This window comes from Lysinibacillus sphaericus, from assembly GCF_015844675.1.
GTDB classification, from domain to species: domain Bacteria; phylum Bacillota; class Bacilli; order Bacillales_A; family Planococcaceae; genus Lysinibacillus; species Lysinibacillus sphaericus_E.
Genome location: NZ_LDGC01000072.1, coordinates 35,076 through 56,445 on the forward strand (window position 1 = coordinate 35,076; position 21,370 = coordinate 56,445).

21 protein-coding genes and 1 pseudogene are annotated in these 21,370 nt (G+C 37.3%); 19 read left to right on the plus strand and 3 right to left on the minus strand.

Features of this window, described 5'->3' with window-relative positions; all coding sequences use genetic code 11:
• Positions 1–76 precede the first annotated feature (76 nt).
• Together ABE34_RS17640 and ABE34_RS17645 are read right to left on the minus strand one after the other, a co-directional pair.
• A complete protein-coding gene (locus tag ABE34_RS17640; RefSeq protein ID WP_197143766.1) occupies positions 77–1,102 on the minus strand; it encodes a DUF4179 domain-containing protein in 1,026 nt (341 codons plus the stop codon).
• Positions 1,095–1,628, minus strand: a complete 534-nt coding sequence (locus ABE34_RS17645) for a sigma-70 family RNA polymerase sigma factor (protein WP_197143767.1) — start codon at positions 1,626–1,628, stop codon at positions 1,095–1,097. Before ABE34_RS17645 ends, ABE34_RS17640 begins: the two co-directional genes overlap by 8 nt.
• A 498-nt stretch (positions 1,629–2,126) precedes the next feature.
• Here ABE34_RS17645 and ABE34_RS17650 point away from each other — a divergent pair, with 498 nt between their 5' ends.
• Positions 2,127–2,513: a hypothetical protein gene (locus tag ABE34_RS17650; RefSeq protein ID WP_197143768.1), complete on the plus strand. Its 387-nt coding sequence runs from the start codon at positions 2,127–2,129 to the stop codon at positions 2,511–2,513.
• Between the two features lie 287 nt (positions 2,514–2,800).
• Here ABE34_RS17650 and ABE34_RS17655 read toward each other — a convergent pair whose 3' ends face one another.
• Positions 2,801–3,664, minus strand: coding sequence for a pentapeptide repeat-containing protein (locus ABE34_RS17655; protein WP_197143769.1), 864 nt, complete (start codon positions 3,662–3,664; stop codon positions 2,801–2,803).
• Between the two features lie 261 nt (positions 3,665–3,925).
• On the opposite strand from ABE34_RS17655, the gene ABE34_RS17660 reads away from it, so the two are divergent.
• From ABE34_RS17660 to ABE34_RS17740, 18 genes and pseudogenes are all read left to right on the plus strand, one after another.
• Positions 3,926–4,576: a TetR/AcrR family transcriptional regulator gene (locus ABE34_RS17660; RefSeq protein WP_197143770.1), complete on the plus strand. Its 651-nt coding sequence runs from the start codon at positions 3,926–3,928 to the stop codon at positions 4,574–4,576.
• 126 nt (positions 4,577–4,702) lie between these two features.
• Complete coding sequence (locus tag ABE34_RS17665; RefSeq protein ID WP_197143771.1) at positions 4,703–7,021, plus strand: ABC transporter permease; 2,319 nt, start codon at positions 4,703–4,705, stop codon at positions 7,019–7,021.
• Between the two features lie 3 nt (positions 7,022–7,024).
• Positions 7,025–7,783 (plus strand): ABC transporter ATP-binding protein, encoded by a 759-nt coding sequence (locus ABE34_RS17670; RefSeq protein ID WP_197143772.1) that lies wholly within the window; start codon positions 7,025–7,027, stop codon positions 7,781–7,783.
• Positions 7,784–8,023: 240 nt separating this feature from the next.
• Positions 8,024–8,887, plus strand: coding sequence for a hypothetical protein (locus tag ABE34_RS17675; RefSeq protein WP_197143773.1), 864 nt, complete (start codon positions 8,024–8,026; stop codon positions 8,885–8,887).
• 583 nt (positions 8,888–9,470) lie between these two features.
• Positions 9,471–10,244, plus strand: a complete 774-nt coding sequence (locus ABE34_RS17680; protein WP_241747238.1) for a hypothetical protein — start codon at positions 9,471–9,473, stop codon at positions 10,242–10,244.
• The gene (locus ABE34_RS17685; RefSeq protein WP_079560220.1) at positions 10,241–10,597 is read left to right on the plus strand and encodes a GntR family transcriptional regulator; all 357 of its coding nucleotides are present in this window, start codon (positions 10,241–10,243) and stop codon (positions 10,595–10,597) included. The genes ABE34_RS17680 and ABE34_RS17685 overlap by 4 nt, the downstream gene beginning before the upstream one ends.
• A gap of 10 nt (positions 10,598–10,607) precedes the next feature.
• Complete coding sequence (locus tag ABE34_RS17690) at positions 10,608–11,303, plus strand: ABC transporter ATP-binding protein (protein WP_197143774.1); 696 nt, start codon at positions 10,608–10,610, stop codon at positions 11,301–11,303.
• A 5-nt stretch (positions 11,304–11,308) separates the two neighbouring features.
• On the plus strand, positions 11,309–12,232 hold the full coding sequence (locus ABE34_RS17695) for an ABC transporter ATP-binding protein (protein WP_197143775.1): 924 nt from the start codon (positions 11,309–11,311) through the stop codon (positions 12,230–12,232).
• A complete protein-coding gene (locus ABE34_RS17700; protein ID WP_346655581.1) occupies positions 12,201–13,151 on the plus strand; it encodes an ABC transporter permease in 951 nt (316 codons plus the stop codon). Before ABE34_RS17695 ends, ABE34_RS17700 begins: the two co-directional genes overlap by 32 nt.
• Positions 13,152–13,393: 242 nt before the next feature.
• Positions 13,394–15,340, plus strand: a complete 1,947-nt coding sequence (nagE, locus tag ABE34_RS17705) for an N-acetylglucosamine-specific PTS transporter subunit IIBC (protein WP_197143777.1) — start codon at positions 13,394–13,396, stop codon at positions 15,338–15,340.
• 208 nt (positions 15,341–15,548) lie between these two features.
• On the plus strand, positions 15,549–16,694 hold the full coding sequence (nagA, locus tag ABE34_RS17710; RefSeq protein WP_197143778.1) for an N-acetylglucosamine-6-phosphate deacetylase: 1,146 nt from the start codon (positions 15,549–15,551) through the stop codon (positions 16,692–16,694).
• Between the two features lie 50 nt (positions 16,695–16,744).
• Positions 16,745–17,449 (plus strand): glucosamine-6-phosphate deaminase, encoded by a 705-nt coding sequence (locus ABE34_RS17715; RefSeq protein WP_197143779.1) that lies wholly within the window; start codon positions 16,745–16,747, stop codon positions 17,447–17,449.
• On the plus strand, positions 17,446–17,712 hold the full coding sequence (locus ABE34_RS17720) for an HPr family phosphocarrier protein (RefSeq protein WP_197143780.1): 267 nt from the start codon (positions 17,446–17,448) through the stop codon (positions 17,710–17,712). The genes ABE34_RS17715 and ABE34_RS17720 overlap by 4 nt, the downstream gene beginning before the upstream one ends.
• Positions 17,709–19,418, plus strand: a complete 1,710-nt coding sequence (gene ptsP / locus ABE34_RS17725; protein WP_197143781.1) for a phosphoenolpyruvate--protein phosphotransferase — start codon at positions 17,709–17,711, stop codon at positions 19,416–19,418. Before ABE34_RS17720 ends, ptsP begins: the two co-directional genes overlap by 4 nt.
• 153 nt (positions 19,419–19,571) lie before the next feature.
• Entirely contained in the window at positions 19,572–20,069 is a 498-nt protein-coding gene (locus ABE34_RS25520) for a LysR family transcriptional regulator (RefSeq protein WP_276569516.1), read from the plus strand.
• Positions 20,066–20,437 (plus strand): LysR substrate-binding domain-containing protein, encoded by a 372-nt coding sequence (locus ABE34_RS25525; RefSeq protein ID WP_276569517.1) that lies wholly within the window; start codon positions 20,066–20,068, stop codon positions 20,435–20,437. Before ABE34_RS25520 ends, ABE34_RS25525 begins: the two co-directional genes overlap by 4 nt.
• Positions 20,438–20,638: 201 nt before the next feature.
• Positions 20,639–20,863, plus strand: a pseudogene (gene tnpA, locus ABE34_RS17735) (IS200/IS605 family transposase); the annotation flags it as partial.
• A gap of 10 nt (positions 20,864–20,873) precedes the next feature.
• Positions 20,874–21,370: RNA-guided endonuclease TnpB family protein (locus tag ABE34_RS17740; protein WP_197143788.1), on the plus strand; the 497-nt coding region annotated here is incomplete at its 3' end.

Here is a 21,370-nt window from a genome sequence, read left to right on the forward strand (position 1 = left end):
TAATGTGGCTTTTAGTAAAAAACGATGTTCAATTTAGATACTTCCACAATATGAGTAAACGAAACAAACAAGGTCATTATTTACTTTTATTTATAGGAACGACCAATTCCAATTCCTTTATCTCTTCACTAAAGCCCTCATTGTTTGTATGACTTGGCTTGAGTGTAAATGATTTTGGTATCGTATCCATTGGGGGCAAAGTCAGTACCATATGATGACCATAGTTCCCAACAGCCATGCCTGTTTGTAGTTTCAGTTTATCATATACATGACCATTATCATCGACTACTGAAAAATCAAACCAAGGCCAAGTATCGTTTTCATCCATTTTAGCCGGGTAGTCAATCGTTAGGTCTATTCTTGTTGATAGAGGTGAAAATGTTACTTTCTCGGCTGTTAACATATAAACTTCATCAACCGTTTTAGTTGAAACTTCTGGATAAAACTCAAATACATCACCTTTTATTTTTTTAAGTGGGAAAGATACCTTCAATTTGCCCTCATAGCCAAATAAATCTTCTCCATGGACGGCAATCTCAATTTCATCGCCATATTCATTATAATTAGAAAAGGTAAATTGATGATGTTCAATTATAGTTTTCGAGTTTATGTCATCTTGTCCTGTTGAACCAATCGCTGGTTTAACTGGTTGTCCATTAATTGTTAAATAATTAAAGCCGACAATTTCTTCTTCCATCGAAAGTTCTTTTTCTCCTGTGTAAACGACTGTTACGATTAACCGGCTGCCATCATAAGCTGCTTCTTTTACAGTCATTGTTAAGCCATTTTTACTATCTTGTTTATCAATTACTGTCGTAAGTTGATCGTGTTCGATTTTATCTGAAGCAATGTCTCTAAAATCCTTATAAATTGGACCAATTAGGGGGATATTTGATAATGCTTCTGCCATGCCTGTTGAAACAAATCCAGAACCAAGCAAAGTTATACATAGCCCACATGCAACTAAGATTGACTGTTTAGTTGTTCTTCCTACTTTTCTTTTTTTCTTGGCTTGAAAGATAGCCGTTTTTTCCCTTGCCCTTAGCTTTTCAACAGGTACATTTATGCTGTCGATAGATCGATTGAAATTGTCTTTATTCATACAGAAAACCCTCCTTTAAAATGGGTCTTAACTCTTTTTTCGCTCTATTTAGGTGTGATTTAACGGTTCCTTCCGGGTAATTCATGATCGCAGCAATTTCCTTAATGGACAGATCGTGGTAGTACCTCAATAAAATAATGGTTTTTACAGTAGGATTTAAGAATTTAAAGGCTTCTGACAAATCCATTGAATGCATGATAAAATCACTATTTTCAGTAGTGATTAATTCATTAAAGATTTCCTCATTATCTGCAGTAAAATGGCGGGACTCTTTTCGAATAAAATCAATCGATTTAAAAACTAGAATTTTTGTAATCCAACTTGAAAAACTTTCAGGCTTCTTTAATGTTTTTATTGAAATATAGGCTGTATAAATTGTTTCTTGGTAGACATCTAAAGCATCTTGTTCGTTTCTAACGTATGCATAGGCAGTTCGGTACAGCTTTTGTCGAACAGAATCAATCAGTTGTTCAAATGCTTCATCATCACCCTTTTTCGCTTTTTTCACTAATTTTGCTAAATCCATTTTGGTTCTCCTCTCCGTTACACAATAAAGTCGAATGAACTAGTAAATTGGTTGCAAAATAATTAATTAAGCAACAATGTAACTTGGAATACGGAAACGATTCGAAAATGAGAAGCCACAAGTGGGAAATTTTCAATTGTTATACACTATATTTTTCATTCCCTTTAGCCTACGGTAAAAAGCTGCATGACTGATTCCTGTAATTGCACATATCGCCTCTACAGTTTTATGTAATTCAATGGCATGATTCATATCTTGATGATCTGTATATTGTTTACCTATTCCTCCTTTTACATGGCCAATTTAATTCCTGAATGTTACTTCTCTTTAATCATTTCTCTAAAGGCTACCACCTTTCCCGTAAAAAAGAATGTCCCCTTGTTTTTGTAACAGTTAATCTCATTTGTTGCAATTTTACATTTTTTATACCAATTTACAATCTTCCGTGTTATAATTTTGAGGGAAATCAATGTTAGTTTAAATATAAAGGAGCATAAAATGAAGTTTAAAGACCCTTGGAATCCCACACAAAAAGAAATAAAAAAATGGGCATATAGTGATGAAATGGAACCTGTGCAAGATTGGGAACTCGCCATCTATAAATTTGAAAATATACCGATGATTTGTACATTTGTTGAGGATGAGCAATGTGAGCATACTTCTTATTTCCTTAATACTTTATATGTATTCACAGGGGATACGTTTCGGGTAGGGGACAATGAAGAAATTCAAAAGCTATTTCAATTACTAGATACGATGGAAAAAACAGCTAAATCAAAAGAACTTCAATTGTGGATTGAACGTTCTCAACTACTCTTCGAATATCCAGAATACTACGAGAGCTCTTATTGGGGTCTTTGTTCAAAGTTTGTTTATGACATATAATTTAGAAGTGGGCGCATTTTTCAATGATTCAAGTTCGTAAACAATAACAAATTCTTACATAGTCAGCAAGGTAGGAATTGCATTTAACTGCAATTCCTTTTGTTATCTTCTAACTACTATTTGACAGTGCTAAGAATAAGAGAAATTCGTATACTAAAGTGAGAGGAACGGTTTCTTATTGATCTATCGTAAGCAGGTTAATTCAATAAATACATCTTTACCCAAACAAAATATGTTTTTCTACATTCTAAAAGGCAGATGAATTACTTTCACCTGCCTTTTTCAAGTTATACAACCCAATGAGAGGGACGTTTCAGGTGGGAGGGTAATTTTGTTTGAAGATTGCCTTGTGCTGAATTAATTTGCATTTGGGTTAAAAACATACTTGTTGAAAGGTCTGCCCCGCGTAAATTGGCATCACGTAAATCCGCGCCAATAAAATCAACACCTCTTAAATCTGCATTTTGTAGATTGGCAGCAATTAAATAAGATCCTCGAAGATCGGTTGCTCTTAAATCTTTGCCCTTTAAATTTTTCCCCATCCAATCTGCCCCTCGATTGTCAAACTTTCGAGCGTTTTTTCCAATCTTTACGATATGACTTTGGCGAATTTGCTCACTTGTTTCTAACAGTAAAACATTCACTGGCAGTCGGAAAGTAGGAATATCTATTGCTAGCAATGCATCAGCTTCCAGCTCTGTTGCACGCTGTAGCTGTTCTAATTGTAAATGTAGTTTGTTATATAGGGCTGAATCAACCTTATACGATAAAGCCTCCGCTACGTAAGCAATCATTTCATAAAGTTGTTCCATAATCGGAAAGACCCGAAACATTTTCTCGGAAATTTCAGGGAATTGTCGCCAGTCTTGTCCATGGAAAGTTGTTTGTGAAACCTTTTGTCCAGCCCCTAAACAATCAAAAACTGTACATCCTTTAAATCCTTGGTCTCTAAGTTTACTATGAATTTGACAGCTAAAATCAGCTTGTAGATTAGGGCAAGGTGTTCCGGCTGCTTTATGAATGGCAAAGTCACTAGAAGCAGCAATATTTAAAGCCGTGCAGCATAGACCAAAACAGCTTTGGCAATCAGCTTGTAAGTTTTCACGAATCTTTTTTCCAATTGTAAAATCCATTTTTTTTACTTCAGACATTTCTGTTTTCCTCTCTTAACGCATAAACTTCTTACATTTAATTCTATCACTTATTTTGATTAAAAGGATATTTTTGTGTGGAAGGTTTCTACATACCGAGGAAGCTTCATTATTTCCTATAAATGTTTATCGTTTAGGTTTATATATGATTAGATAAATAAATTGATAATTTTTACAAAAACGGAATAGCCTATTGACAATTTATTGTAAAAGGCTATAATTTTTATAGACAGACAGTCGGTCTATTGAGGAGGCAACAAAATGAGAAAAGAAGCAATGGAGCGTAGAAACGAAATACTTGATGTAGCTGATGAGCTTTTCGGTCAGAAAGGCTTTGATGGCACAAGTACTAACGATATTCTTGAAAAGGTTGGTATTGCAAGGGGAACGCTGTATTATCACTTCAAGTCGAAGGAGGATATTATGGACGCTTTAATTGAGCGGTATAATGCCCGTATTCTAGGTGCTGCAAATGAAATTGCAGCAAATAAGAGCATCCCCGTTAACGAGCGTATTATCCGTGTTGTAATGGCATTAAACATAAGTAGCGGAAACGGTAAGGAAATTATAGAGCATATACATAAGCCTCAAAACGCGCTTATGCATCAGAAAATACAAAAGGTTATTATGAACGGTCTGCCACCGATACTGACGGAAATAATCCGTGAGGGTATTGTGCAAGGATTATTCAGTACACCGTATCCATATGAATGTATGGAAATGATCGTGGCTTATACGAATACCGTTTTTGATGATGATATGGTTGATATGACCGATGAAGAGCGTGCTTCTCGAATACCAGCTTTTGTCTTCAACGTAGAAAGACTGCTCGGTGTAGAAAGTGGAAGCCTTATGTACATGATGAAGATGTTTGGCAATGGGGGTGAAGAAAATGGAAACAACGATGGTTGATTCCAAGCGTCTTTTCAAAAAATTTCTTTTGCTTTGGTCAGGGTAGCTAATTTCAGTAATAGAAAGCGGGCTTTGGATTTTGTGTTACTTCAATAATTTTCTTCAACTTGAAAACAGAGGTGACTTATGTATTACAGATTAATCCGAAATGACATGTTAAAAAGCAAACTGATAACGCTGACAACAACGTTATTTGTCGCTGTGGCGGCTATGCTCGTTTCCTTATCGGCGATACTTATGGTAAATCTTTCAGGTGCTATCGATTCACTTATGAATCAGGCAAAAACGCCGCATTTTATGCAAATGCACTCTGGGAATATCGATACTGTCCGACTTACAAACTTCGCGGAGCAAAACAGCAATGTCGATGAATTTCAAGTGCTTGAGTTTCTCAACCTGGATAACAGTCAAATTATTTTAGGTGATCGTTCACTTGCAAATAATGTTCAAGACAATGGTTTTAGCATACAGAGTGAAAAGTTTGATTATCTTCTTGATCTTGATGGAAACATTATTAACGTATCCGATGGCGAGCTGTATGTTCCAATAAACTATATGAAGGACGTCACTACGAAGGTCGGTGATAAAGCTATAATAGGCGGAAAGGAATTTACTGTAGCAGGATTCCTCCGGGATTCACAGATGAATTCTATGCTGTCTTCTTCAAAACGATTTCTTGTTAGTGCAAATGATTACGGTGCAATTAAAAGCCATGGAAGTATGGAGTATTTGATTGAGTTTAGATTAAAGGAATTATCGGCGCTCGGTGAATTTGAAACTGCTTATGCTTCCGCGGGACTTGAAGCGAACGGACCAACGATCACATATCCACTTTTCAAAACAATTAACGCATTTTCTGACGGGATTATGATAGCAGTTATTCTTCTAATAAGCGTTCTTGTCGTTGCTATTGCATTTATGTGCATACGCTTTACACTCCTTGCGAAAATCGAAGACGATTACCGTGAAATTGGTGTTATGAAGGCAATAGGGCTACGCATTTCCGACATTAAGAAAATATATCTTGCGAAGTACGCAGCAATTACGGCAATGGGGAGTATTCTCGGTTATGCACTTTCATTGATGTTTAAAAACATGCTGCTAGAAAACAACCGGCTTTATATGGGGGAAAGTGAAAACTCTCCTTTTGCCACGTCTTTAGGGATCATCGGCATTCTACTTGTATACTTTGCAATAATAGCCTATGTAAGCGGCGTGCTGAGACGCTTTCGGAAAATATCTGCGGCAGAAGCAATACGCTTTGGCATTTCACTGGAAAAAAGCGCAGGCGCAAAACGTGTTTGCCTGAACAAAAATAAGCTGTTAAATACGAATCTTTTCCTTGGGATCAAAGATGTTCTCGCAAGGAAAAGACTTTATGCCACAATGCTTGCAGTACTTGTCATTTCAGCATTTATCATTATTGTTCCTCAAAACCTATTCAACACGATTTCCTCAACAAGCTTCATTAAATATATGGGTATTGGAAACTACGATATTCGCCTTGATATTCAACAAACTGATCAAATCTCTAAAAAAGCTGAAGAAGTTTTAGAATATATGAACGGCGACAGTTCCATTTCAAAGTATACCATTCTTACAACAAAGACATTCAAAACAAAAATGGAAGACGGTTCGGAAGAAAATATAAAAATCGAACTTGGCGACCATTCGATATTCCCTATCGAATATACCGAGGGCAGAGCACCCGCTGTAGAAAACGAAATCGCACTTTCGGCTTTAAACGCTGAAGAAATGAATAAAAAAGTCGGCGATACAATTACGGTCATCATGAAGGGGCAGGAGAATAAGCTCACGGTAAGTGGCATTTATTCTGACATTACGAACGGTGGTAAAACGGCAAAGGCTGTATTTACCGATCATTCGGAAAATATAATGTGGAGCGTTATTTGTGCAAAACTTTCAGATAAAACCCTTGTCGATGAAAAAATCTCTAACTATGCGGACCGATTTACTTTTGCTAAGATTTCCAATATTGATGAGTTTGTCAAACAAACTTTCGGTTCGACTATAAAATCAGTCGAAAAGGCCTCCTTTGCCGCAATTGCCATAGCACTTGTAATAACGATTCTAGTTACATTGTTGTTTATGAAAATGCTTGTCGCAAAGGATAGATATTCGATTGCGATAATGAAAGCACTAGGATTTACAAAGTTGGATATTACGGTGCAGTATAGTTGGCGAGCAGTATTTGTATCAATTATCGGAATAATTGTTGGCACCATTCTGGCGAACACTCTTGGAGAGGTACTTGCAGGTGCAGTAATTAACTCGTTCGGGGCGTCATCTTTTAGTTTTTCAATCAATCCACTTTCGGCGTACGTGCTTTGTCCGTTATTGATGATTTGCTCGGTACTTATTACAACAATCATTGGCACATTGGGCGCTGGGAAAATAAAAATATCCGAAAATATAAAGGAGTAGCTTATGAAAAATCTTATTATCGGTGAACATATTATAAAATCTTTCGGCGAGGGCGACGAAAAACACAATGTTCTCGACGGAGTGTCCGTTGACATAAACGAAGGTGAGTTTGTTGCGATCATGGGACCCTCGGGTTCGGGAAAATCAACGCTCATGTTTGCATTGAGCGGCATGGACAGTGTTGATGGCGGAAGGGTTACGTTTGATGGAAGTGATATATCGTCAGTCGGTGAGGCTGAACTTTCAGATTTGCGTAGAACAAAAATGGGCTTTGTATTTCAGCAGCCAACTATGCTTAAAAATCTAAATATTCTCGATAATATTATTCTTCCATCCATTCGCGATAATAGAAAAAACGTTACAAAGATTTCAGAGAAAGCAAGAGCGCTTATGGAGAGGGTAGGCATTGCGGAGCTTGAAATGCGTGACATTACACAAGTTTCGGGAGGTCAGCTTCAGCGAGCGGGAATATGTCGAGCGCTTTTGAACAGCCCGAAAATAATCTTCGGCGATGAGCCTACAGGTGCACTTAACTCAAAATCAGCGCAAGAGATCATGGACATTTTTTCCGAAATTAACGCTGGCGGTACTGCGATTATGCTTGTCACTCACGATGCAAAGGTTGCGGCACGTACGGAGCGTGTTATGTTTATGCGCGATGGAAAAATCGTCAGTGAGCTAAAGCTTCCGAAATTTGACGGTATCGGTATTGATGGCAGAATAGAGAAAGTAACGGAGAAAATGTGGGAAATAGGAATATAAATTGCTGTAGCAACAAACACCTAATCTCACAATGGAAAATGTAAGATTTCTAGAGTAGTTACGTACCAAGTTGGCCATAAATGATTAGTCTTAGGGAAAAGCAGAGGAATTGGTTTACGAACCAACCTCTGCTTTTATGTGTTCGAATAAATTATAGTTTCTTATTAATTTTTGAAAAAATGAAACTTTTGGATGTGGGATTCGTATTAATTGGAAAATACGGATTTTTTAGGAGGTAATATGATTAAGTGTAGAAGCTTCTTCCTTTTATTTATAGTTATATTATTATTAACTGCCTGTACTCAGGATACAGTTGTTCCTAAAGAAAAAAATGATGAAAATATTGTTGTTACACCGGATGGGAAAATTACCTTTGAGATTATTAATAAAATAAAGGTTCCACAAGAAAAAGTAGAATCAATAAAAGAGGAGCTCCTTAAGGCTTATGATGACATTCAGAATTCTATCCATACAGCATATGTACCATCTGAAAGAATAAATGTATTTCTCAATGAAGGAAATGGCGTAGATTGGGGTTTGAAATCGGAACTACAACTATATAACATTAAGGAAAATCAATATCCACTTGTCCATGAACTGACACATTCCTTACTTGGTTACGGCAATAATTTTGATAAAAGTAGGGGCTATTTTACACAAGAGGGTTTTGCTACTTTTATGGAAGATAAGTATGGGAAAAATAAGTCATATTCCCATATGCTTATGAAGTACTTTATCGATTCAAATAAAATCATACCAATTAGCAAGTTAATCGATCTGAATCAAGACGATGCCTACTTTCGCCCATCCAATACAAACCAAAGAGATTACACCCTTCGATGGATGAGCTATATTCATTCAGCTTCTTTTATTACCTATTTAATTAACACTTATGGATTGGAAAAGTTTGAACAACTATACAACGAAGAGGACTTGGCTAAAAAAATAGAAGAGATATACGAAAAGAACATACGTGAGATAGAAAATAATTGGATTGTTTTTATTAAAAATAGTCAAACGGAATTACCATTTGGTGACAAAAACAAAATAGAATCTTTTTATGTTATTGATCAAATTGACCCCAAATTTTTCGCTAAAGAATAATTTATTGTAGAAGTTTACATGAAGCAAATGATAAAGAAAAAACGGTAAGATGTGATTCAAAGTAAGTTGTTAGTGATTATTTGTCAGTAAAGCGAGGGGTGATTTCCGTTCCGACTGGGCGCTTTGTTGTTGCTGCCGCTTCGCTTTCGCACAGATAAAACATTTGCTGCCGCTTCGTTAGCACTACGCTTTCGCACAGAGCAAAGCTTCCTGGGGGCGTCCGATGAGCCGCTTCACTCGCGTTGCTCGCTCCAGGGTCTCGGGCCAACACGATGTTGGTCACGAAGGCGTTATCACAGGACGTGATGGTTTTAGCCTTCGTTCCTCTATTGCTGATCCCCGAGGAGTCGCCCAGTCTCCACTCCAATCACCCCCTATTCACATTTAGCATAGTATTCTAATTTATTAGGAATAGGAGAAACCTCAGCATTATGAATTTAGATCGAAGACGAAGATACAGCTTTCCCATTTCATGAAAGAAGAGCCCTTTATCAAAGGGTTCTTCCTTTTTTTTGAATTAATACTTGCAAACTTAAAAGTCATAGTGTAATATCTGACTAGTACACTATGACACGAGGTGTTTATGTTGAAAAAATTTGCAGGGCTTTTTAAAAAAGAATGGGTGCTCTATAGGACATGGCTATTTGTAGGGGTTTTTTTAGGGATCATGCTGTCAATGGTAGTTCCATATTTAATAAGGCGGTTAAGTGGTGGATTTGCGTGGGAGAGTCAGTCGTCATTTGCCCTCTCGATACTAGTACTTGTTTTAGGTGGATTTTTTTCGATATTACAATTCCTAGCGAGTATGCGTCATGACATAAAGAACAAAGAGATATGGCTGCATTCAACTAGCTCCATTGCACAGCTTGTAGGTGTGAAAATCGTATTTTCCATAATTGGTTACGCTATCTTTAATTTTATCTTTGTGAGTATAGCTATCTACAAAGAACAAGATGCAATTATAGGCAACTTCGCACAATTGCTTTTATTACTGTTATTTTTTGTAGCCATTATTGTTATTCTTCAATTGATGACGTTTGTGATACTGCTACTATTTTTAGCATTGAATCTCCAAATGAAACACTTTATTGGAAGTTTTTCCATTGTGATCACAATGGTGGCCTTTTTCATTAGTATGAATGAATGGGTGAAATTTACAGATAGTGAATTATATGATAATATTTTCCATCATGTAGAGATTTCATTAACGGGTCTGGAACAATTTCTCCCGAAGTTACTAACAATGGAGTATAACTTGGGTTCACTGTATGTTGTTGAAGAGGTAGCAAGTATCATTATAATCGTCATCGTATTTATCATAGCGACAAAGTGGCTTGAAAAGGTGGTTTTACGATGACAATCGACTTTTCACGTGATAAGCCCATATATAGCCAGCTCGTAGATCGGATATGTGGGGATATTTTGAAAGGGAAGCTAGTGCTTGGGGATCGACTTCCTTCGGTTCGAGAATATGCAGTGGAAACAGGTGTCAATGTAAATACTGTGCAACGAGTGTATAAGGAGTTAGAAGCAATGAATATAACGGAAACCAAACGAGGGCAAGGTACATTTATTACAACCGATGATGGGCGGATTGCCCTATTACGGGAAGATATGAAAAATCAACTGGCAGATCATTTTTTAACTTCTATTGAAGCACTTGGGTTTTCAAAGGATGAGATGCTCGTTGTTTTGCAAAATAAATCGTGAGGTGAAATAAATGCTACAGCTATCAAATGTTTCTTTTCGTTATATGAACAAGCCTATTTTACAAGATGTGACTTTTTCCATCCCTGTTGGACAAATCATTGGACTTGTTGGGGAAAATGGTAGTGGCAAGTCGACACTATTAAAAGTGTTGGCCGGTCTATTACGGCCATCAAGTGGTGAGGTATTGCTAAATGGAACGCCTGTTACACGTAGAAGTGCTGACGAAATTGCTTATTTACCAGATATTGATTTGTTTTTTGATTTTTACACAGGTGAGCAGCTTTTTCAGCACTATGCCTCTCAATTCGAAGATTTTTCGTATGATAAAGCTTGTATCGTTGCAGAGTTTTTACAAGTTGATAAAAATGTAAAGTTACGGCAATTATCCAAGGGGAACCGTGGTCGGATGAAAATGGCCGCAACACTTGGGCGAGAAGTACCTTTTTATTTAATGGATGAGCCTTTCTCTGGTCTGGATCCAATCGTTCGTGAACAGCTGATTAAAGGGTTAATTCAATTTACTGACATTGAACATCAAACAATTTTATTATCAACGCATGAGTTATATGAGGTAGAGCCTATTCTAGATCAAATCATTTTATTGCAAAATGGATCGATCATTGCACAAGAGGAAGTAGAGATGATTCGAGATGTTTCGAATAAGGATGCTGTGCAATGGATGAAGGCGTATTATAAGAAAGGGTGAAATTTATGACAACACAACCAATCGTTCAATTGCAAAATTTATCAAAAACTATTGGTGGCAAGCAATTAATTCAGCAATTGAATATCGATTTATATCCAGGGCAAATTACTGGATTTTTAGGACCGAATGGCGCAGGGAAAACGACGACTATTCGTATGATGACAGGTCTTATGCGTCTAACAGAAGGGAACGTCATTATTGATGGTCTTTCCTTACAGGACAACTTTGAGGAAGCGATAAGTAAAGTCGGTGTAATTGTAGAAAATCCGGAAATGTATAAATTTATGACGGGCTATAAAAACCTACTGCACTTTGCGCGTATGCATAAAAACGTTACAAAAGAGCGTATTCAAGAGGTAGTTAGACAGGTAGGTCTTGAAAATCGTATACATGAAAAGGTTTCGACGTATTCGCTAGGGATGCGTCAGCGTTTAGGACTTGCTCAGGCACTCCTTCATCGACCAAAATTTTTAATTTTAGATGAACCAACAAATGGTCTAGATCCAGCAGGTATCCGCGAGTTTCGTATGTACTTGCGTAAAATTGCGGCGGAGGATGGCGTATCTGTATTCGTTTCCAGCCATTTATTATCCGAAATTGAATTAATGTGTGATCGAGTAGCGGTCATACAAAATGGAAAACTTATCGATATCCGTGATATCAACGTTGAAACATCTTCGTTTTATTATATTGAAGCTACCCCAAATGATCAGGCTGCAGCGCTTCTACAAAAGCTCGATTACAACTTTGTGGCGGAAAATAACGGTTATGTAGTGGAAATAAAGAAAGAGGATATACCGAAACTCATATCGCAATTTGTTAATGAAGAAATTCAAATATTTGCTGTTCAACCGCATCAAAAAACGTTGGAGGATCAATTCTTAGAAATGACAGGAGGTGGCCAAATTGCTGAAGCTAATTCAAAATGAGTGGATGAAATTATGGCATAAAAAAGGAACTTGGGCTATGGTCGCGCTATTAATCCTCTTTATTATTGGTCCTGGTATTATGATGAAATACTTTGAAACAAAAACGACAGAGGATAAAACGTGGCAGGAAAGTGAACAGCAGTCCATTAATAATTATAAAGAAATAATGAATGATGACAATTTAGCGGCAGAGGATAAAAAACACTTTGAAGAGCAAATTGCCATTTCTGAGTATCGATTAGCAAACGATATGCCGTCTCAAGAAAATGGAAGCGCAGCAAGCTTTATGTCAATTGCAGGTGGTTATATACTAAATGCAGTAACATTATTTACAGTTATTATTGTAGCAAATATTGTATCAAGTGAATTTGCTACTGGAACGATTAAAATGCTATTAACGCGTCCAGTTTCACGGGCAAAAATATTAACTTCAAAATTACTTACAACTTTCATATTTGGACTATTTTTATATGTTGTCACTTTAGTAGTAAGTGCTCTAGTTGGACTTATACTATTTGGTGGCGGAACTGGTGTTGAGTTAGAAATGGTCAATGGTCAGATTGTTGAAAAAGCAGTGTGGAATGATTTAGCATACCACTATTTACTTTCTGGCGGAGACTTTGTCATGTCAATATTGTTTGCTTTCTTAGTAGGCTCCGTTTTCCGTTCAAGCTCTTTGGCAATTGGCTTAACGATTTTCCTATCGTTTACTGGCGGAATGATTGTGATGTTCTTAAGCAAATATAAAATCGTTAAATATGTTTGGTTAACTCATTCAGATTTAACACAATATGAACGTAATAGTTCAATACTAGACGGCATAACAATGCCATTCTCACTCACGATTCTTGCGATTTATGCTGTTCTATTCCTTATGATCAGCTATATTTCCTTTATGAAACGTGACGTCACAGCGTAAATAATAGAATGAATGAACTATAGTCCAATGGGTTGAAGAAAGGCTTCCAATTGGGCTATATTTTTTTCCTATAAATAAATCATGCTTATGTGTAAAAGGATTTAAAATTTTTGAATCCCTTTCTTCAGTTCAAAAATAATGTTTATTTTTTATACGAGTGGTAATATAATGGATAACAAACTTAATGAAAACGCTTTTTTCTATTAAGTGGTCTAGACAACTATACCAAAGGGGGATATTTAATGTTAGCTTTCTTACAAAAAATCGGTAAGTCGTTAATGTTTCCAATCGCTACATTACCAGCAGCCGCAATATTGTTACGCTTAGGCTCTGATGACATGCTCGGTGCAGTGTCAAATGATGTTATTAAGCATATTGCAAGTATTATGGCAGCATCTGGTGATGCGATTTTGGGTAATTTACCTATTATTTTTGCAATCGGTATCGCGATGGGCCTAGCACATGATAATAGTGGTGGTGCAGCATTAGCGGGCGCCATTGCACATCTAGTGTTAGTCGCAGTATTAGGATCTGTAAATGAAGACCTGAATATGGGTGTATTCGGTGGCATTATTGCAGGTATTACAGCAGGCTTACTTTATAACAAATTCTATAATGTAAAATTCCCAGAATGGCTATCATTCTTCGGAGGACGGCGTTTTGTGCCTATTATAACGTCCATCACGATGGCGATTTTAGCAGGTATTTTAGCTGTTATATGGGGACCAATTCAAGGTGGTATTGATTCAGTAGGGAACTGGTTAATCGGTGCTGGATCACTTGGTGTTGGGTTATATGGCTTCTTAAATCGACTATTAATTCCAGTCGGTTTACATCATGTGATTAATACAATCATTTGGTTCGACTTTGGTGAATTTACAAATGCTGCAGGCGAACTTGTCAAAGGAGATATTCATCGATTTTTAGCAGGAGACCCATCAGCAGGACATTTCCAAGCAGGTTTCTTCCCAATTATGATGTTTGGATTACCAGCAGCGTGTCTTGCGATGTACTTTGCAGCGAAAAAGAAAAATCGTGCAGTAGTCGGTGGTATGTTCGTATCTATCGCGTTGACAGCATTTTTAACAGGTGTAACAGAGCCTATTGAGTTTACATTTATGTTTTTATCGCCAGTACTTTATGGAATCCATGCAGTGTTAACAGGTATTTCGCTTGCTGTTGCCTATACTATAGGATTCCGTGACGGTTTCGCTTTTTCAGCAGGTTTAATTGACTATCTATTAAACTTTGGATTAGCAGATAGTCCATGGCTATTACTTCCATTAGGATTAGGTTTCGGGGCAATTTACTTTGTCGTTTTCTATTTCTTAATCAAGAAGTTAGATTTAAAAACACCTGGTCGTGAAGACGAAGATGAAGAAGGGGCAGATGTTGCTTCAGCTGTTTCAGAAGATTTAGATATACGTGCTTTCCATACAATCGAAGCATTAGGTGGACAAAAAAATATTAAGCAAGTTGATTACTGTACAACACGTCTTCGTATGACTGTTGGGGATGCGGATCAGGTGGATGAAAAAACATTAAAACAAACGGGCGCACGTGGCGTTATGCGTATCAGTAAGACAAATGTACAAGTAATTATCGGTACATCTGTAGAGTTTTTGGCAGAAGCCATGAAAGATCGCCTGAAAAAAGGGAGTCCAACGCCTTCAAATGTAGATTTACAAAAAGAAGCGCCTGTAGAAGAAGTAACAGTAGCAGCAGGAATAAGTCCTGAGAATGATTTTGAAATGCCAATTACAGGAGAGTTAATCCCGTTAACTGACGTGCCAGATGAAGTGTTTTCGTCAGGTATAATGGGGCCAGGTTTTGGTATTCAGCCAACGGATGGTACAGTTCATGCGCCGTTTGATGGTCAAGTAGTAATGCTTTTCCCAACGAAGCATGCGATTGGCTTAAAATCTGATTCAGGTGTTGAAATATTAATTCATGTCGGTTTAGATACGGTCACTCTAAATGGTGAAGGTTTTGAAGCGATCGTTACAGAAGGTCAAGTAATTAAACGTGGCGATACGTTATTAAAAGTTGATTTTGAAAGTATTAAAGACAAAGTACCGTCTATCGTCACACCAGTTGTTTTCACAAGTTTAATGGGACAGGAAATTAAACTTGAAAAAACTGGTTTCCAACGTTCGGGTTCACGTAACATTATTTCGATGAAGAAGTAACAAAAAAGGATGCTGTCTAAAAAGGTCCATTTAACAAAATGAACATGCACTATTCGGAAATCCGCTTTTTTTTCTGTGGGAAAGTATGTTTTTCCTACAGGAATCTACGCGGTTATTATCGCTATTTCAAAATATTAGCATTGATAGAATCGCTTCAAACATACTATTTTAGGACAGTATCTTCTATCAATCCTAGGAGATGTTTTTAATGAATTTATTAATCCGTAACATCACAGTTGTCAATGCAACAGGACGAAAAGAATGTGTCGATGTTTTCATAAAGGATGGTAAAATTGCACAAATTGCGCAGCAAATTAACGCAGATCACGTGCAAATTATAGATGGTACAGGGAAATTTTTATTCCCTGGTTATATCGATATGCATATTCATGGCTCTGCTCAAATGGACTCGATGGATGCATCGAATGAAGGTCTTCATACGATGGCGGAATCACTTGCAAAAGAAGGCACAATAGGCTTTTTAGCAACGACGATGACACAAAGCTATCAAAATATTGAACGTGCTCTTGAAAATATTGCGCAGTTTACTTCAAATCCAGATGAGGCAGAACTTCTAGGTATTCATGTAGAAGGCCCTTTTATATCAAAAAAGCGTGTAGGTGCACAGCCGCTTGAACATGTTGTACCACCTGATTTCGCTGTTTTTACAAAGTGGCAAAAAATAAGTGCCAATAAAATTAAACAAATTACAATGGCGCCAGAAGAACCAAATGGATTTGAGGTCGTTCAAGCAATTGCAGATAGCGGAGTGGTCGTTTCAATTGGTCATTCTGATGCAACATTTGAACAAATGAAAGAAGCGGTTCGCCATGGTGCAACACAAGGCACACATTTATACAACCAAATGCGCCCATTCCATCATCGAGATCCAGGTGTTGTCGGTGGCGTATTATTATTAGAGGAAATGAAAGCAGAAATCATTGTTGATTTTATCCATATGCACAAGGATGCCGTGAATATGGCATATCGTTTAAAAGGGGCAGATGGTATTATTTTAATTACCGATGCAATGCGAGCAAAAGGAATGCCCTATGGAGATTATGACTTAGGTGGTCAAATGGTTCATGTCTCCGAAAGTGGAGCGCATTTATCAAATGGAGCCCTTGCTGGTAGTGTATTAAAAATGGACCAAGCTGTACGAAATATGCAACTCATCACGAACTGCACGTTAGAAGAACTAGTTAAAATGTCGAGCTACAATGCAGCAAAACAACTAAAACTGACGAACAAAGGGCAAATCGAACAAGGATTTGATGCAGATGTTGTGATTCTGGATGAACAGTTAATGTTAAAAAAAACGATTAAGGCTGGCAAGGTAATCTACGAAGCTTAAGAGGCCGCTCCCTAGTCGTGTAGTTTAAATAAATAAGGGGGAATAGGAAATTGAAATTGGAACGCTTTGCTTCAAAAGAAGATTTATACGCTCGTGCTGTAGACATTATCGTGAATACTAAAAATGAAGGCGCTACAACGTTCGGTCTAGCTACAGGTGGTACAATGGAACCGTTATACAGTAAAATTTGTGAGACTGATATCGATTTCACGAATTGTATTAGCTTTAATCTAGATGAATACGTTGGACTTAGTGCTAAACATGAACAAAGTTACGCATATTATATGTACAAACATTTATTTCACAACAAACCATTTAAAGAATCTTATCTACCGAATGGTTTAGCTGATCATCCTACAGAAGAAACGGCAAACTATGAATCATTATTACAGCAGCATCCATTAGATTTTCAATTGCTTGGGATCGGACAAAACGGTCATATCGGCTTTAATGAACCAGGCACATCTTTTGATTCGATGACACATCTTGTAACGCTTGAAGAATCAACACGTCAAGCGAATGCACGTTTCTTTGATTCAATAGATGACGTTCCAACCCAAGCATTTACGATGGGAATTCAATCAATCATGCGAGCTAAGTGTATTTTGTTAATCGCTGTAGGAGAAGCAAAGCGTGATGTATTAGAACGCGTTCTTGCATCTGAATATACAGAAGATGTTCCGGCAAGTGTATTAACAAAACACCCTAATGTCATTATATTAACAGATTTACAAAAAGAGGAGAATGAACAATGAAAACAAAACAATTTAAAGTAGTAGACCCACTAGGAATTCACGCACGTCCAGCTAGCCAATTAGTTGCAGCAGCAACACCATTTGCTTCTTCGATTGAGTTACAGACAGAACAAAGAACGGCCAATTTAAAATCTATTTTAGGAGTTATGGGATTAGCCTTAAAACAAGGTTCAATGTTTACATTAAACATAGAGGGGGAGGATGAAGAACAAGCGTTTACTGCATTAACAAAATTAATTTCAGAAACGGGGCTAGCGCAATGATCCAACTCAAAGGTATTGCCGCATCTGACGGCATTGCCATTGCAAAAGCATATTGTTTAGTACAACCGGATTTATCGTTTGCGAAAACAACTATTCAGGATATTGATGCAGAGCAGCAACGCTTAGTGACCGCGCTTGAAAAATCAGCAGAAGAGTTAGCCGCTATTCAACAGCTAACGCATGAAAAGCTAGGGGCGGAAGAAGCAGCCATTTTCGGTGCACATCTTCTTGTCGTAAAAGATCCAGAATTAATTGGACCGATCAAACAAAAAATTGCCGAAGAAGCTGTCAATGCTGAATATGCATTGAATGAAGTTTCGACGATGTTTGTATCATTATTTGAAGGTATGGATAACGAATATATGAGTGAGCGTGCTGCAGATATTAAAGACGTGTCAAACCGCGTTTTAGCGCATCTACTTGGTGTACATATTCCAAATCCAAGCAATATAAATGAACAGGTGATTGTTGTAGCAACTGATTTAACACCTTCTGAGACAGCACAATTGGACCGTAATTTTGTACTTGGCTTTACAACGGATATTGGTGGTCGTACATCACACTCTGCCATTATGGCACGTTCACTAGAAATTCCAGCCGTTGTAGGGACAGGTACAGCAGTTGAGTCCATTCAAGATGGAGATTTATTAATCGTGGATGGTTTAACAGGCGATGTACTTGTGAACCCAACAGAAGAAGTGGTTGCAACCTATAGAAAAAAAGCGGAAGACTTTACTGTTCAACAAGCAGAGTGGGCAACATTACTAAACGAAAAAACAATTTCCAAAGACGGTGTTCAAGTTGAACTAGCTGCGAACATTGGGTCACCAAACGATTTAGAAGGCGTTCTACGTCACGGTGGTGAAGGAATTGGTTTATATCGTACAGAATTTTTATATATGGGACGAGACAACTTACCTTCGGAGGAAGAACAATTTATTGCCTATAAAACAGTATTAGAAGGTATGGAAGGTAAAGCGGTTGTCATCCGTACACTTGATATTGGTGGAGATAAAAATTTACCATATTTACCGCTCCAAGAAGAAATGAATCCGTTTCTCGGTCATCGCGCGATTCGTCTATGTTTAGAGTATCAAGACATTTTCCGTACACAATTGCGTGCATTACTACGTGCATCCAATTACGGTAACTTAAAAATTATGTTCCCGATGATTGCGACATTGCAAGAATTCCGTGACGCGAAAGCGATTCTTTTGGAAGAAAAGGAAAACATACTTGCAAAAGGCGTCGAGGTAAGTGAGATTGAAATTGGCATTATGGTTGAAATTCCATCAACAGCAGTGATGGCAGATATTTTTGCCAAAGAAGTAGACTTCTTCTCGATTGGAACAAATGATTTAATTCAATATACGATGGCAGCGGATCGTATGAATGAAAAAGTATCTTATTTATATCAACCATATAACCCTGCGATTTTACGTTTGATTAAAATGGTCATTGATGCGGCTCACAAAGAAAAGAAATGGGCTGGTATGTGTGGTGAAATGGCAGGGGATGAATATGCTGTACCACTATTACTTGGTTTAGGTCTAGATGAATTTTCAATGAGTGCAACATCCATTTTAAAAACACGTTCTTTAATTAAACATTTATCCGTAGCGGATATGCAAGCATTAGCAACAGAAGCATTACAATTAACAACATCTGATGAAGTGTTAAATAAAGTGAAGCAAGCTGTTCACTAATCGTTTGCAAATATGAGACAAGATAATAAGTAGTTGAAGATCAAGAAAGAGGGTGATCTTCAACTGCTTTTTTATTTTGAACAATTATGAGAAAAGGATTTAAGACAAAAATAGATTTCGATATAATGAATGAAAAACTGGAGAGAGCAATTTATGGAAACCGAGTGGTTACGAACTTTTATTGTTGCTGCGAAAACTGAAAATTTTCGTGAGGCGGCAGAACAACGTTTTCTAACACAATCAACAATATCGAAGCATATTCAGCATCTAGAAAAAGAACTACAAATAACACTTTTTGACAGACAAGGGAAGCAGGTAAAATTAAATCATATTGGTGCTCACTTCCTGCAACACGCAGAGAAAATAATGGCAACGATTGATGAAGGTATACAAAATACAGTTTCCTTCTTGAATGGTTTCACGTCCCAGTTAACGATTGGTGTCGCGCCACAAATTGCGAATTCTACATTACCAGTAATCATTGATGCATTTCAGCAGCAGAACCCTTCCATTCAACTAACGATCGATCTGTTAAAATCCAATGAAATCGGGGAAGCGTTACATGCAGGCAAAGTAGATATCGGTTTATCAAAATTAACATCGACACATGACATTCATACGGACCTTCTCGCACAGAACCGCTTCAATTGATTGCTCCAGTATCCAAAAGGGCGGAAGATGCACGTACTCTTTTACAGCATGAAACAATATTAACGCATGAATTTGCACCTTACTGGCAGGACATACAACAAGTCCTAAGACAATTCCCGGGCTATAAAATCATGAATATTAATCAAACCGAAGTGATAAAAAACTTTGTCAAGCAAGGATTAGGGGTTGCCTTTTTACCAAAAAGCGTAATAGAGGCAGAATCCCAACAGCAATTGCTTCATAGTTATTCGTTAAAGGAATGCTCCCATATTGTTTCAAATACCTATTTTTTAACGAAATATGTAACAGCGGACATAGAGGCATTTTTAGCGGTTTGTCATTCGATCTACAAACGGTTAGCAAAATAGAATTAATTATATTGAACTTTTACGTTAATCTGCATCATTTATCGGTTTTCCACAAGAAGACTTCTTCCTCAATCACGTGCAGGGCGTAGCCCAGTGATAGGTGGGAGATGAATTGTGGTTGGCGTTAGCCAAAAGTATTTAAACACATCATGCCTTATTGTATAATCAGGCGTATCAGAGGAAGGCGTGATTAAACCCAAAGACCATGCTCACATTTTGTTTAAAGCACAACCTAATACAGAATTATCTAAGTTCATCAATGCGTATAAGAGTGCTAGTTCCCGACTGATAAAACGTGACTTCCCATTAGTTCGTAAAAAACTTTGGAAAGAAATGTTCTGGTCAAGAAGTTTTTGTTTGTTAACTACTGGTGGTTTGCCCATTCATGTGGTTAGAAAATACATCGAAAACCAAGGAATGAAGTGAGGTGAAAGCATTGTTAGTCAAAAAGGCTTATAAGTTCAGAATCTACCCAAATAAAGAGCAGGAAATACTGATTGCGAAAACAATCGGTTGTTCTCGTTTTGTCTTTAATCACTTCTTAGGTATGTGGAATGACGTATACAAAGAAACTGGTAAAGGTCTGACTTACAACTCTTGTTCTGCTCAACTGCCACAGCTCAAAATGGAGCTAGAGTGGTTGAAAGAAGTTGACAGCATTGCTATTCAATCAGCAATTAAAAACCTCGCAGATGCATATAATCGCTTTTTCAAAAAGCAGAATGACAAACCACGCTTTAAATCTAAGAAAAACAACGTTCAATCTTATACGACTAAGTATACAAACGGCAATATCGCTATTGTAGATAATAAGATCAAGCTACCAAAGCTCGGTTTTGTTAAATTTGCCAAAAGTCGTGAGGTACATGGACGTATTATGAATGTTACTGTTAGACGAAATTCAAGCGGAAAATACTTCGTGTCCATTCTTAC